Genomic DNA, 12,833 nt, shown 5'->3' with positions numbered 1-12,833 from the left:
GCCCGGGCGGACGGTGGGTGTCTCAGCCCAGCCGGACCACCTGGAACGCCTCGGCGAGCCGGCCCTCGGGCAGGCCGCCGGCCACGGCGTGCTCGGTCTGCCAGCGGTGCAGCAGCACCTTCAGGTCGTCCAGGTGGGCGGTCTGCGAGGTGTGCAGCCGCAGCGCGGCGAGCTTGCGCTCGAACAGGTCGGTGACGTCCACGAAGCGGTTGGGCGTCGGGCCCATGATCAGCCAGATCTCCGATACCTCCCAGGCCTCCAGCCCCAGCGCCGCCAGCTCCGGGTGGGCGAAGGGGTTGCGGGCGTCCGGGTAGACGGCCCGCAGTGCCGCCTCGCCGGCCGCCCGGTGGTCGGGGTGCGTGTCGGCGATCCGGGCCCAGTTGATCTCCGGGCTGGGCAGCACCACGACCTCCGGCCGGACCTGGCGGATCACCCGGACGATGTCCCGGCGCAGCTCCATGGTGGGCTCCAGCCGGCCGTCGGGATGGCCGAGGAAGCGCACCTCCCGCACCCCGGTGTACCCGGCGGCGGCCCGCTGCTCGGCGCGGCGCAGCGGGCCGATGCTCTGCCGGGGCAGGGCGGTGTCGTAGCCGCCGTTGTCGCCGTCGGTGAGCACGCAGTAGGTCACCTCGGCGCCCGCGGCGGTCCACCGCATCACCGTGCCGGCGACGCAGAACTCGGTGTCGTCGGGGTGCGCGGTCACCACCAGGGCGCGTCGGGGCGCGGGGTGCGCGGTCATCAGGCCTCCTCTCGGCGGGACCACGCCAGCTTCGTCGCCCGCCGGGCCGGTGCACAACGGAATCGGCTGGCGCACACCGGCCATGGCGCGATGAGGACATGAAGGCCAGACAAAGATTTGGCGCAGCCCAATGACTGGGCTGGGAAAACCGGGAAGGGGAACACGCGATGTGCAGGATCTTCGGCCGGCTCGGCGGCGGCCCGGCCGGCCGGGCCGACCTGGCCCGCGTCTCGGCCCGCCAGCACCACGGCGGACCCGACCGCCAGTGCGTCCTGACCGGCGACGGCTGGGCCCTCGGCTGCAACCGGCTGGCCGTCACCGACCCGCACGGCGGCGACCAGCCGTACCGGCTCGGGCACGTCCTGGAGGACGGCATCCTGGTGGCGTTCAACGGCGAGATCTACAACCACGCCGAACTGCGCCGCCGCCTGCTCGCCCGCGGCCACCGGGTGCCCGACCGCTGCGACGGCTCCGTCCTGCCCGCGCTCTACGCCGAGTACGGGCCCGCCTTCGTCGAGCAACTCGACGGGATGTACGCGATCGCCGTGCTCGACCTGCGGGCCGCCGAACCCGAACTGCTGCTGGCCACCGACCCGTCCGGCATGAAGCCGCTCTACTACCACCGGGACGGCGAAGGCCTGCAGTTCGCCTCCGAGCTGCCCGCGCTGCTCGCCTTCCCCTCCGTACGGCGCGAGCGCTGGGAGCCCGGCCTCGACCAGTACCTGCGCCACCGCACGCCGCTCGGCGAGCGCACCGTGTACCGGCACGTGCGCACCCTGCCGCCGGCCGCCGTGGCGCGGTTCAGCCGGACGGCGGGGCTGCGCATCGTCCGGCGCCCTGAGCCTGCCGGTGAGGTGCTCCCGGTGGACGAGGCCGCCGCCGGGCGCGACACCCTGGCCGTCCTCCACCGGGAGGTCGGGCGGCTCGCCCGGGCCGACGTGCCGGTGGCCGTGGTCGCCAGCGGCGGCCTGGACTCCGCACTGGTCGCCGCCCTCGCCGGACAGCACCTGCCCGACCTGCACACCTTCACCCTGGTCCACCCCGGCCGCTGGCCCGCCGACGAACGCCGCTACGCCGCCGAGGTCGCCCGGCACTGCGGCGCCGTCCACCACGAGGTCGAACTCGACCCGGCCGCCCTGCCCGAACTGCTGCCCCGCACCGTCGCCCACCTCGGCCAGCCCAACGCCGACCCGATCACCGCCTCCAGCCACGCCCTGTTCGCCGCCGTCCGCGCGGCGGGCTTCACCGTCGCGCTCACCGGCGACGGCGCGGACGAGCTGTTCGGCGGCTACGACCGGATCCGCGACGCCGTCGCCACCCCGGCCGGGCAGCCGTGGACCGGCGCCTACCTGGACCAGGTCGCGGCGGTGCCGGCGGCGCTGCGGCGGCGGCTGTACACCGACGAGTACCGGGCCGAACTGGTCCCGGACGAGGACGAGCCGCCGCTGCTACCGGAGTCGGACGACCGGATGGCCGCGATCTGGCGCTTCGAGACCGGCCTGCGGATGCCCGCCTACCACCTGCGCCGGGTCGACCACCTCAGCATGGCCTGCGCCGTCGAGGTCCGGCTGCCCTACTGCCAGCCCGCCGTCCGCGGCCTCGCCCACCGCCTGCCCGGGCACCTCAAGGTCTCCGGTGGCCGGGTCAAGAAGCCGCTCTACGCCGCCGCCCGCGGCCTCGTCCCCGATTCCGTGCTCCGCAGGCCCAAGCAGCCCTTCACCCTGCCGGTCACCGCCATGCTCGCCCCCGGGCAGCCGCTCACCGCCTTCGCCCGGGACGTCCTCGCCCCCGAGCGGGTCCGCCGCGACGGGCGGCTGCGCCCCGACCGCGTCACCGCCCTGCTCGACCGGCAGTCCGCCGCCCCCGACGACACCACCGCGCGGGCGGTCTGGGCGCTGCTGGTCCACCAGCTCTGGGCGGACGGCGAATCGGCCCGACCGTGATCGCGCACCTCGCCCAGGCCGTGGGCGCGCCCTGCCCCACGCTGGTCCTGGACGCCACCCGGCTGCCCGCCGACGAGTGGCGGCTGCGGGCCGCGCTCGCCGCGATCCGGCGGCGGCTGCCGGGGCGGGTGCTGAAGTTCGCCCTGCTCCGGCCGTCCGGGCGGCCCGGGTACGACCTCGACTACCGCTTCGTCCAGGCCCTGCCCGGCCGGGCCGAGCGGTTCGACTTCGGCGCCGCCTGCGGGCACTCGGGGCTCGCGGCGGCGCTGGTCGCGGCGCGGTGGGGCTGGGTGCGGGCGGGGGCGCCGGTCCGGCTGCGGGCCCGCGGCGGGGCGCTGCTGGTCGAGCCGTGCGGGCCGGGGGAGTTCACCCTCCACTACGAGCCTGCCGCGGGCGACCTCCTGCCGACCGGGCGTCCGCGCGAGGTGCTGCGCACCGCCGTCGGCGCCTTCACCGCCTCCCTCGTCGCGCTCGGCAACCCGTACGTCTTCCTCGACGCCGCCGAGCTCCACCTCCCGGACAGCCGCGCCCTGTTCGCCGCCGGCCCGGCCGTCGCCGCCCGCCTCGCCCCGATCCGCGCGGCCGCAGCCGCCCTCCTCGGCCTCCCCGCCGCCGGTGCCCTGCCCAAACTCGCCCTGGTCACCCGTCCGGAACCCGCCGGTCTGCCGGTCCGCGCCCTCACCCCCACCGGCTGGCACCCGACCCTCGCCCTCACCGGCGCCGTCTGCCTCGCCGCGGCCCTCACCCTCCCCGGCACCCTCCCGCACCACCTCGCCGCCCCGGGCACCCCCTTCCTCACCCCGGCCGGCCCCACCGCCGTCACGGTCGAGTCGAGCGGCCCACAGCTCAGCCGCGTCAGCGTCCCGCACAAGCGGGCCCGGCTGATCGGTGCGTTCGCCCTCACCCCGGAGCACGGAGTCCGCCCCGCCGCCTGAGCGCCGTCCGCGCCCGGGTCCTTGGTTACCCGTCGTGGCGGCCACACGCCACGGCGGGGGCACGCCGTGCCGAGCGGCCTTTCCGTGCCGACCGGGCTGGAACGATGGGTCGTACGCGGTCTCCGTGCCGCGAGCGGGGCCGGCGGCACCACTGCCCGTGCCCCGCCCTTCCCGTATCCGCGCCGCCGGGCTGCCGCTGTGCCTTCCCCGCATTCGTCAGGCCGCACGACAGAGGGACGTTCCATGAGATTCCAGAATCTGCGGGTCGTCGTCACCGGCGCCTCCCGCCCGTTCGGCCGGTCGCTGGCGGTGGGGTTCGCCCACCTGGGGGCCGAGGTGTTCGTGTCGGCGCGGACGAAGGCGGCCGCGGAGGTGGTCGGCGGGCAGATCGAAGGGGCGGCGCGGGAGCGGATCCACACCTTCGGGTGCGACCTGAGCCGGCCCGCCGAGATCGCCCGGTTCGCCCGCCAGGTAGGGGAGTTGACCGACCGGGTGGACCTGCTGGTCAACAACGGCGCCCGCTGGCTCGGCGGGGTCGCGCTGGACGATGCCTCGGACGAGCAGATCGTGGAGACGATCGGCGCGACCGCCGCCGGCACCGTCCTGATGGTGAAGCACTTCCTCCCGCTGCTGCGGCTCTCCCAGCGCCCGGACATCGTCAACATGGTGTCCGTCTCCGGCCTGGACGCCGCCGACGGCTCGCCCGCCCACGACGCCTTCCACGCCGCGAAGTCCGCCCAGGCCGGGTTCGCCGAAGTACTGGCGCGCCGGCTGCGGCCGTCCGGGGTGCGGGTGATGGCGCTCTACCCGCCGGACTTCTCCACCTCCGACCCCGCCGCCGCCGAATGGGACGGCGCCCACCAGGGACCGCGCGAACGGCTCACCGCGCAGGCCCTGTTCGACTGCCTGACCTTCGCGGTCGACCAACCCAGGGACTGCTTCATCCGGTCCTTCCACTTCGAGCCTCGTTGACCGGGCCCCGGAGCGGGCCGGAACAGCGGGCCGGAACAGCGAGCCAGAACCACGGGGGCAACCCGACGGCAAGGAGGCCCGTCATGACGACAACACCCATCCGGATCACCGCCACCGCACCCGTGCCCAACGGCGAGCTGCACGTGGGGCACCTGGCCGGGCCGTACGTCGCGGCGGACGTGCTGCGGCGCTTCCTGCGGGCGGACGGCAGGCCGGTGCGGCTGAGCACGGGGATCGACCAGCACCACACGGCAGTGCGGCTCTGCGCGCTGCTGCAGGGCCGCAAGGCCGAGGAGGTGGCGGACGGCTACGCGGAGAGCATCACGGTGGACTGGCGGCGGGCCGGCGTCGAGTTCGACGCGCTGCTGCACCCCGCCCGCGAGCCCGGCTACCCCGCCCACGTACAGGACCTGCTCGCCCGCCTGTACGCCGACGGGGTCGTGGTGGCGCGCAGCCGGCTGCTGCCCTACTGCCAGCCCTGCGAGCGCTGGCTGCACGACGTGCTGGTCACCGGCGGCTGCCCGTACTGCGGCGCCACCTCGGGCGGCAACGTGTGCCGCACCTGCGCCCGGCCCAACGACTGCGGGGACCTGCTGCGCCCGGCCTGCGTGCTGTGCGGCACCCCGGCCGTGCTGCGGCAGTACCGCCGCCTCTACCTCCCGCTGGAGGCCCACCGCACCGCCCTGCTGGAGCACTGGGCGGCCACCCCGATGCCGCCGCGGCTGACCGTGCTGTGCGAGCAGCTCGCCCGGGACGGCCTGGCCGACGTGGCGGTGAGCCACCCGGCGGACTGGGGCGTGGAGGTGACCGTACCCGGCTTCGAGGAGCAGCGGGTGGACTCCCGCTTCGAGGCGGTGGCCGCGCACCTGCTGGCCGAGCAGGGGGCCGGAAGCGGCCCGCTGCACTTCTTCGGCTTCGACCACGCGCACCTCCAGGTCGCCCTGCTGCCCGCGCTGCTGCTGCACCTGGGCCGGCCGACACCGGCCGGCCACCAGGTCAACGAGGCCTACCGCTACTTCGGCCGGCGGATGTCCACCGGCGAGCGGCACGCGGTGTGGGCACTGGACGCCCTCACCGAGGCCGGCTCGGACGCGCTGCGCCGGCACGTGCTCGCGCAGCGGCCGGTCGGCCGGTCCACCGACTTCTCGCTGGACGGCCTGGACCGCTCCCGCCAGGTGCTGGAGGACGACTGGAACCCGTGGCTGGTCCGGCTGTTCGCCGCGGTGCGCGAGGACTGCCACGGCGTCGTCCCCGACGCCGCCCCCGGCGGCCACGGCTGGACCTACCTGCGCGACCGGCTGGCCGGCACCGCGGCCGAACTGCGCACCGCCTACGCGCCGGAGAACTTCGACCCGCGCCGCGCGGTCGCGCTGCTGGACGAAGTCGTCCGGCTGGTCGGCGAGTTCCAGCTGGTCAACGCGTACGAGCGGGACCGTGCCGAGCAGCGCTCCTGCCACCGGGCCGCGCTGGCCGGGCAGTTGGCGGTGGCCCGGGCGCTGGCCGCCTGGGCCTGGCCGGTGATGCCGGAGGGCGCGACCCGGCTGGCGCGGGCCCTCGGTGACGAACCCGGCGGGCCGATCACCGTCGAGGCGCTGGCGGCGCCCCGCCCGGGGACCCGACCGTCCCCGCCCACCGGCCCGCTCTTCGGCTTCTGATTCCGAGGCCCACTCCCGAGGCCCACTGACAGCCACTCCCTGCCATCCGGAGGAAAGGCCCGCTCACCGTCGAGCGGGCCTTTCCGCTGCCCGCCCGCCCCGACACAGTCCCCCACCGAAGGAGACCCGCGATGCCCAGCCCCACTCGGCTCCCGTTCCGGCCCGTCCCGCTGCGGCGCCCCACCGCCGGAGCGCCGCCCGTACGGCGGGTCGCCGTGCTCAGCGTGCACACCTCCCCGCTGCGCCGGCCCGGCACCGGCGACGCCGGGGGCATGAACGTCTACGTCCGTGAACTCGCCCGCCGCCTCGCCCTGGACGGCATCGAGGTGGACGTCTACACCCGCGCCACCGGCGCCGACGCCCCGGGCACCGTGCCCGCCGACCCCGGGGTGCGGGTGCGGCACCTGCGCGCGGGCGGGTCGGGTCCGCTGGCCAAGGAGGAACTGCCCGGCGTCCTCGCCGAGTTCACCGCCGAGCTGGCCCGGACGGCGGCCGCCGAGCGCCGCCGCTACGACGTGCTGCACGCGCACTACTGGCTGTCCGGGCAGGTCGGCCTGGCGCTCGGCCGCCGCTGGGGTGTCCCGCTGGTGCACTCGATGCACACCATGGCCCGGACCAAGAACGCGGCCCTGGCCGTCGGGGACCGCCCCGAGCCGCGCGAGCGCATCCTCGGCGAGTGCGCGCTCGCCGCGCGGGCCGACCGGCTGGTGGCCAACACCGCCACCGAAGCCGGGGAGTTGGCCAGGTGCTACGACGCCGATCCGGCCCGGATCTCGGTGGTGCACCCCGGGGTGGACCTCGCCGTCTTCCACCCCGGCGACGGCCGGTCGGCCGCCAGACACCGGCTGGGCCTGCCGCAGGACGCGTTCCTGCCGCTGTTCGTCGGACGGATCCAGCCGCTCAAGGGCCCCGACGTACTGCTCCACGCCGTCGGCGAACTGCTGGCCCGCCGCCCGGACCTGGCCGCCCGTACGGTCGTCCCGCTGATCGGTGGGGCGAGCGGCACGGGGGCGCTGCGCCCGGACGGCTGCCGGGAGTTGGCGGCCCGGCTCGGGTTGGGGGAGCGGGCGCGGTTCCGGCCGGCGGCCGACCGGGCGGCGCTGGCGGACTGGTACCGGGCGGCGGACGTCCTGGTAATGCCTTCGCACAGCGAGTCCTTCGGGCTGGTCGCCCTGGAGTCCCAGGCCTGCGGCACGCCGGTGCTGGCGGCGGCGGTGGGCGGGCTCCCGGTGGCCGTCCGGGGCGGGGTGACCGGACACCTGGTCGAGGGCCACCGGCCGGCGGACTACGCGGCCGTGCTGGAGCGCCTGGCCGACGGGCCGGGGGAGCGGGAACGGCTGGGCCGGGCGGCGGTCCGGCACGCCGGAGGGTTCGGCTGGGACGCCTGCGCGAGCGCCACCGCCGAGGTGTACGCGGCGGCGGTCGCGGAGCGCCGGGCGCTCGCCGCACTGGTCCCGGCGGCCTGCTGAGCCTGGCGGCCTGCTGGGCCTGGCGGCCTGCTGGGCCTGGCGGCCTGCTGGGCCTGGCGGACGGGGGTGGGCAGGGGCGACGGCACGCCCCTGCCCTTGGCGGGTCGGCCCGTCCTGGAGGAGACGGGGCCGCACCCGCGCGAGAGGCGGGTCACCCCACCCTCGGCAGGAGGGTAGCACGATATTTGGCTCGACCAAATATTTGGGGACATTCGAACTGGTGGACGCCAGACGTCAACTGCCAAGCGGCAACGGCACCTGCGGTCGACGGCGGAACCGGTGGATCCCCTTCTGTGGCAGAAGTGCGCCATGGCCTGAGCGCGACTCAGGAATCACTGGAGTCGGCTGGGTGCTCCGGGACACCATGGATTCAGCGCCCCGGAGGCCGACGGCACGGACTCCGAGGAGCGCCCCACCCACCGTTTCCTGGAGGAACCAGCATGTTCGCTCGCCTGCGCACCCGTCGTACCGCCGTCCGCCTGCTCGCCCCGGTGGCCCTCGCCGCCGCCGCGACCGGCGTGGTCCTGGCCGTCGAAGGGTCCGCGACGACCACCGCGCGTCCGGCGGACAACGGCATCGTCTGGCCGGCCCCGACGCCCACCGCCCCCGCCCCGGCGGGCGCGGTGCAGGCCGGCATCGTCTGGCCCTCCACCACCCCGGCCGCCTCGCCCCAGCCCGGCGTGGCGCGGGCGGCCATCGTCTGGCCGGCCCCGACCCCCTCCGCCCCCGCCCCGGCGGGCGCGGTGCAGGCCGGCATCGTCTGGCCCTCCGCCACTCCGGCCGCCGGCTGACCGACCTCAGGGGCGCCGGCCGGTCACTCCGGCCGGCGCCCCCGGCAGTCCGGGCACTCCCCGTGGAAGACCAGCTCGGTGTCGTCCACCCGCCAGCCGCGCAGCCCCTTCCGGGGCGGCGCCGGCGCCTCCACCTCGACGTTCGCCACCCGCCCGCACCGGCTGCACAGCGCGTGGTGGTGCGGCGGCCCGGACAACTCGAACACCGCCGTCCGGCCCGGCCGTTCGAACTTGCGCACCAGCCCGGTCTCCAGGAAGTTGCGCAGCATCTCGTAGACCGCCTGGCTGGTCAGCGTCCCCAACCGCTCCCGCGCCGCCTCGGTGATCGACTCGACGTCCTGGTGCGGCTCGGCCGCCAGCAACTGCAGCACCTCCAGCCGCGGCCCGGTCACCCGCAACCCCACGTCCCGCAGCTGCTGAACGGCGGCCTCGCGGTCCGCAGCCAGAGTCTCGCGCGTCATCAGCCCCTACCCGGGTCGACCAAAGATTTGGTCCCATCGTAGCTTGCACGCCGGGACCGGCCGCCCCGGAAAACCGCCGCCCGCCGGGCGGAAGCACGAGACGCCCCTCTCCGCGGAGGAGGGGCGTCTCGTGCTTCCGGGTGGATCAGGTCGTACGGTGCTTGCCCACGCGGGTCCTGCGTGGCTGAGGTGCCGACATGTGGACCACCCCGTCGCCCTCGATCCCGTTCGGCACTCGTCGGGCAGCGGCGGAGTCGACCGTGATCGACTCCGGTGCCCACTGGTAGCCGTCCCAACGGGAGAACAGGCGGGGGAGGCACTGATGCGAGTATGCGGCGGCCTCGAAGCCGCGTAGCGCCCGCTTCCGGCAGGCTGTCACCACTCGCGGTGGTGGCCGATCACCCGGAAGCTGCCCACGACGCCCTCGCAATCCCAGTCGCCACCCCACTCGTCCTCGTCGAGGCCACGGGCTCTCACGCCGTTGTTGGAGCTGTGGGGGCCCACGACGGCGACCGGACCGCCGTTGTCGCAGTTGAAGCCGCGGAAGACCTCGACGGTCCTCCAGCTCTCGTTGCGAATGTTGAAGCTTCTGGCGCCCAGGCCGCTGGCCGCGGTGATGCAGCCCTCGGTGCCGGCGGAGTACGTACGTTCGTTGATGAAGATCCTTCCCTCCTTGTGGTGGCCGCGTCCGCCGCCCTCACGTCCGCCGCCTTCACGTCCGCCGCCTTCACGTCCGCCGCCGCCGCCGTTGTCGCGACCGCCACCGCCGCCGCCGCCGTTGTCGCGACCGCCACCGCCGCCGCCGCCGCCGTTGTCGCGACCGCCACCGCCGCCGCCGCCGCCGCCGTTGTCGCGACCGCCGCCACCGCCGCCGCCGCCGTTGTCGCGACCGCCGCCACCGCCGCCGCCGCCGTTGTCGCGGCCGCCACCGCCGCCGCCACCGCCGCCACCGCCGCCGCCGCCGTTGTCGCGGCCGCCACCGCCGCCGCCACCGCCGCCGTTGTCGCGACCGCCACCGCCGCCGTTGTCGTGCCCGCCGCCCGCGTTCTTCTCTCCGCCTGCACTGCCGCCGCCGGCGGCGGCCGCGGCCGGGGCCGGGGCCGGGGCCGGGGCGGCTTGTTGGGCGGGCGGGGCCGCCGGCTGGCCAGGCTGGGCTGTCGGTTGTTGGACGGACGGGAGCACCGAGGTGGATCCGGAGGGTGAGGCGTAGGTGATGCCGGTGGCTGCAAGGACTGTCGCGCCTATTCCGGCAGCGGCCACAGTTAATGTACGCGTGAGCATGTCACTTCTCTCTGTCTCTCTCGCGGACGCCGGCCAGGCGACCGACCTGCGATGAACGTAATGAGAGCCCTTATGGCTGTCATTCCGGATATGTCAAAGGTGTGACGCCATGAGTCCAGTCAGGTGGAATTGCGGCACGAATCGCATACCGATGAGAGAGCTGAGGCGTAGTGGGTCACGGCCCGGACGGGTGCTCTCCGTCAGCGGCCGGCCGGTCGGCGAGTTCGTCACCGGTGCCCAGAACGACGGCCCCCCGGAGGATCAGGCGGTGAGCAGGGCGACCGAGGCGAGCCGGCGGGCGAACAGGACCTCGCGTCGGAGGTCCGCCCCGGTGGCGGCGGCCGCGCGCAGCCGGCCGCGGACCAGTTCGGCGGCCTCCCGGCCGATCGCCGGCTCGGGCAGGTCGAGCGCGGCGGTGAAGCCGCCGGCGCGGACGTACCGGGCCAGGAATCCCAGCGGGTAGGGGCCGATGAGCAGCGCCTCGGCCTGGTAGGAGGCGGCCGTGCCGTCCTTGCCGAAGTCCTGCGAGGGCCAGCCGTCGCCGGGGGCGACGGGCCGGCTGTTCCACCAGGCTAGGACGCCGGTCGCGGGCCCGCAGACCGGTCACGACCCGTTACGAGGAGCGATCACGACCCGTCACGAACGTCAGTCCAGCCAGCCGAGCTTGGTCGCCCGCACCCCCGCCTCGAAGCGGCTGGAGGCGCCGAGTTCCTGCATGACCTCGGAGAGCAGGCGGCTGAGGGTGCGCAGGGAGATGCCGAGGGAGCGGGCGATCTTCTCGTCCTTCATGCCCGCGGCGAGCATCCGGATCGCCGCCTGCTGCTGGTCGGTGAGCCGGTCGGCGCCGTGCTGGTAGTCCTCGGTGCGGCCGAGGACGGCGGAGGTGTGCCAGCAGTAGTCGTAGAGCGCGGTGTACGAGCGGACCAGTGCGGAGCCGCGGGCGAGGATGGCGCCGGCGTCGACGTCCTCCGGGTCGATCGGCAGCAGGGCGAGGCGGCGGTCGCTGAGGATCATGTTGAGCGGGACGACCGCTGCGAGCCGTACCTCCACGCCGAGTTCGATCTGCCGGTGGAAGTACTCGGCGAGTGCCGGGACGGAGAGGAAGCGCTGCTGGTAGATGGCGCGGACCCGGGCGCCGCCCTCGATCAGGCGGCGGTCGCGGTCGAGCCCGGCGGTGAGGAAGTCGCCGGTGGGCAGGGCACCGGGGTGCATCGAGGCGATCTCGGTGTGGACCGTGTCGGAGATGCCCTCCAGGGTCTGCTGGATGCGGCTGCGGCCGGTCAGCACCTCGACCTCGACCTCGGAGGGCACGGCGCCGCCGCCGCGCAGGTAGCGTCTGGTGAGCTCCTCGACGGCGGCGAAGGTGAGTTCGGTGCGCTCCTGGCGCTCGCGCGCCTCCTGGGTCTCGCGGGCGAGGATGCGCAGCAGGGCGACCTCGGGGTCGACGGCGGTGGCGTGCGCCTCGGCCTGCGGACCGGTGCTTGTGTCTGCGCCGGTGCCGGTGATCAGGCCGAGTGACTCCAACTCGGCCCAGCATTCGGCGGCCTGGGTCTCGGTGAGGCCGAGCACGTCGGTGAGCTGGGAGAACGGCCGGGAGCCGCGGGCTCGGAGTTCGCGATAGACGGACAGTGCCTGCTCGGAGGATTTGCCTCCGCTCGATGTCGCCATGTCGCCCCCTCCACGTCGAACGTGCAGAGCATGCTACCTGACGTCGAGTTACATTCCAGCAACACAACAGGGGTGCTGCGAGCGGGCGTTCGGAGGGGGCGGGGCGTGGTCCCCGGCCGTGGACCGCTCAGCCGCGTCGGCCGCAGAGCAGGAAGGTGCTGGAGCGGCCGCCGGCCAGCGGGCGGCGGTCGCGCCGCAGGACGCGCAGTCCGCAGGCGCGCAGGTCGGCGGGCGGGGTGCCGCCCGAAGTGGTGCCGGGTGCGGTGCCCGGGTGGTCGGGGGCGATCCAGTCGAGGGCGAGCACGCCGTCCCTGCTCAGGTGTGCGGCGATCTCCCGCAGCAGCAGCGGCCGGACTCGGTCGGGGAGTTCGAGGATCAGGCCGCCGGCCATCATGACCAGGCCGTAGCGGCGGTGCAGGGTGAGCTCGGCGAGTTCGGCGCGGATGGTGGTGACCCGGCCGGGGTGGGTCTCGGGCAGGGTGCCGGCCCAGGTACGCAGCCGGGCGAGCCGGGCCGGGTCGCGGTCGACGGCGTCGACGTCGAAGCCCTGGCGGGCGAGGGGGACGGCGAAGCGGCCGGAGCCGGCGCCGAGGTCGAGGACGGGTCCGCCGGTGGCGCGGGCGGCGCGCAGGTAGTCGAGGATGTCGGCGCCGTGCGGGAGAGGGTCGGCGGTGGGGCGTGGAACGGTGCGCAGGGTGCCGACCGGGCGTCCGGTGCGCAGCAGCATGGCTCCTCCGGGAGGTGGGAAGTTGCCCGAACTGGGCGAAGGGGGCGGTGACTTCATTCTGCGCCCGGAGTTCGGCCCGGAGGAGGTGCGGCGACGGCGTGTTCGCGCCGCGGCCGGTGGACGCCACGAGTGCTGAAGCCCGGAGACCTTCGGCAGGAGACCTTTGGCGGGAGACCTTCGACAGGAGAGCGG

12 protein-coding genes are annotated in these 12,833 nt (G+C 75.3%); 6 read left to right on the top strand and 6 right to left on the bottom strand.

Features of this window, described 5'->3' with window-relative positions:
* Positions 1–22: 22 nt before the first annotated feature.
* The gene (locus tag ACGF12_RS07640; RefSeq protein WP_393026928.1) at positions 23–739 is read right to left on the bottom strand and encodes a PIG-L deacetylase family protein; all 717 of its coding nucleotides are present in this window, start codon (positions 737–739) and stop codon (positions 23–25) included.
* Between the two features lie 167 nt (positions 740–906).
* On the opposite strand from ACGF12_RS07640, the gene asnB reads away from it, so the two are divergent.
* The 6 genes from asnB to ACGF12_RS07610 all read left to right on the top strand — a co-directional run bounded on the left by asnB (position 907) and on the right by ACGF12_RS07610 (position 8,504).
* Positions 907–2,682, top strand: coding sequence for an asparagine synthase (glutamine-hydrolyzing) (asnB, locus tag ACGF12_RS07635; protein WP_393026926.1), 1,776 nt, complete (start codon positions 907–909; stop codon positions 2,680–2,682).
* Positions 2,679–3,617, top strand: a complete 939-nt coding sequence (locus ACGF12_RS07630) for a PrpF domain-containing protein (RefSeq protein WP_393026924.1) — start codon at positions 2,679–2,681, stop codon at positions 3,615–3,617. Before asnB ends, ACGF12_RS07630 begins: the two co-directional genes overlap by 4 nt.
* A gap of 243 nt (positions 3,618–3,860) precedes the next feature.
* Entirely contained in the window at positions 3,861–4,589 is a 729-nt protein-coding gene (locus ACGF12_RS07625) for an SDR family oxidoreductase (protein WP_393026922.1), read from the top strand.
* Between the two features lie 83 nt (positions 4,590–4,672).
* The gene (locus ACGF12_RS07620) at positions 4,673–6,244 is read left to right on the top strand and encodes a class I tRNA ligase family protein (RefSeq protein WP_393026920.1); all 1,572 of its coding nucleotides are present in this window, start codon (positions 4,673–4,675) and stop codon (positions 6,242–6,244) included.
* Between the two features lie 131 nt (positions 6,245–6,375).
* The gene (gene mshA / locus ACGF12_RS07615; protein ID WP_393026918.1) at positions 6,376–7,713 is read left to right on the top strand and encodes a D-inositol-3-phosphate glycosyltransferase; all 1,338 of its coding nucleotides are present in this window, start codon (positions 6,376–6,378) and stop codon (positions 7,711–7,713) included.
* A 440-nt stretch (positions 7,714–8,153) separates the two neighbouring features.
* Complete coding sequence (locus ACGF12_RS07610) at positions 8,154–8,504, top strand: hypothetical protein (RefSeq protein WP_393026916.1); 351 nt, start codon at positions 8,154–8,156, stop codon at positions 8,502–8,504.
* 23 nt (positions 8,505–8,527) lie between these two features.
* Here the strand turns inward: ACGF12_RS07610 and ACGF12_RS07605 are convergent, their stop codons facing one another.
* The 5 genes from ACGF12_RS07605 to ACGF12_RS07585 all read right to left on the bottom strand — a co-directional run bounded on the left by ACGF12_RS07605 (position 8,528) and on the right by ACGF12_RS07585 (position 12,641).
* Positions 8,528–8,965, bottom strand: a complete 438-nt coding sequence (locus tag ACGF12_RS07605) for a Fur family transcriptional regulator (RefSeq protein ID WP_393026914.1) — start codon at positions 8,963–8,965, stop codon at positions 8,528–8,530.
* A gap of 145 nt (positions 8,966–9,110) precedes the next feature.
* Complete coding sequence (locus tag ACGF12_RS07600; protein WP_393026912.1) at positions 9,111–9,344, bottom strand: DUF6087 family protein; 234 nt, start codon at positions 9,342–9,344, stop codon at positions 9,111–9,113.
* Positions 9,341–10,246, bottom strand: a complete 906-nt coding sequence (locus ACGF12_RS07595) for a hypothetical protein (RefSeq protein WP_393026910.1) — start codon at positions 10,244–10,246, stop codon at positions 9,341–9,343. Before ACGF12_RS07595 ends, ACGF12_RS07600 begins: the two co-directional genes overlap by 4 nt.
* Positions 10,247–10,891: 645 nt before the next feature.
* Positions 10,892–11,914, bottom strand: a complete 1,023-nt coding sequence (locus ACGF12_RS07590) for a LuxR C-terminal-related transcriptional regulator (protein ID WP_393026908.1) — start codon at positions 11,912–11,914, stop codon at positions 10,892–10,894.
* A 127-nt stretch (positions 11,915–12,041) separates the two neighbouring features.
* The gene (locus ACGF12_RS07585) at positions 12,042–12,641 is read right to left on the bottom strand and encodes a class I SAM-dependent methyltransferase (protein ID WP_393026906.1); all 600 of its coding nucleotides are present in this window, start codon (positions 12,639–12,641) and stop codon (positions 12,042–12,044) included.
* Positions 12,642–12,833: the final 192 nt, after the last annotated feature.

This window comes from Kitasatospora sp. NPDC048296, from assembly GCF_043201815.1.
Taxonomy (GTDB): domain Bacteria; phylum Actinomycetota; class Actinomycetes; order Streptomycetales; family Streptomycetaceae; genus Kitasatospora.
The sequence above is the reverse complement of the archived record's forward strand: the minus strand, read 5'-3'. Positions and strand labels throughout refer to the sequence as shown.

Bases quoted from the DNA above. Each gene is read 5' to 3' on its own strand.
- ACGF12_RS07625 (WP_393026922.1), top strand. From the start codon at position 3,861: ATGAGATTCCAGAATCTGCGGGTCGTCGTCACCGGCGCCTCCCGCCCG.
- ACGF12_RS07585 (WP_393026906.1), bottom strand. From the start codon at position 12,641: ATGCTGCTGCGCACCGGACGCCCGGTCGGCACCCTGCGCACCGTTCCA.
- ACGF12_RS07590 (WP_393026908.1), bottom strand. From the start codon at position 11,914: ATGGCGACATCGAGCGGAGGCAAATCCTCCGAGCAGGCACTGTCCGTC.
- ACGF12_RS07640 (WP_393026928.1), bottom strand. From the start codon at position 739: ATGACCGCGCACCCCGCGCCCCGACGCGCCCTGGTGGTGACCGCGCAC.
- mshA (WP_393026918.1), top strand. From the start codon at position 6,376: ATGCCCAGCCCCACTCGGCTCCCGTTCCGGCCCGTCCCGCTGCGGCGC.
- ACGF12_RS07620 (WP_393026920.1), top strand. From the start codon at position 4,673: ATGACGACAACACCCATCCGGATCACCGCCACCGCACCCGTGCCCAAC.
- ACGF12_RS07595 (WP_393026910.1), bottom strand. From the start codon at position 10,246: ATGCTCACGCGTACATTAACTGTGGCCGCTGCCGGAATAGGCGCGACA.
- ACGF12_RS07605 (WP_393026914.1), bottom strand. From the start codon at position 8,965: ATGACGCGCGAGACTCTGGCTGCGGACCGCGAGGCCGCCGTTCAGCAG.
- asnB (WP_393026926.1), top strand. From the start codon at position 907: ATGTGCAGGATCTTCGGCCGGCTCGGCGGCGGCCCGGCCGGCCGGGCC.
- ACGF12_RS07610 (WP_393026916.1), top strand. From the start codon at position 8,154: ATGTTCGCTCGCCTGCGCACCCGTCGTACCGCCGTCCGCCTGCTCGCC.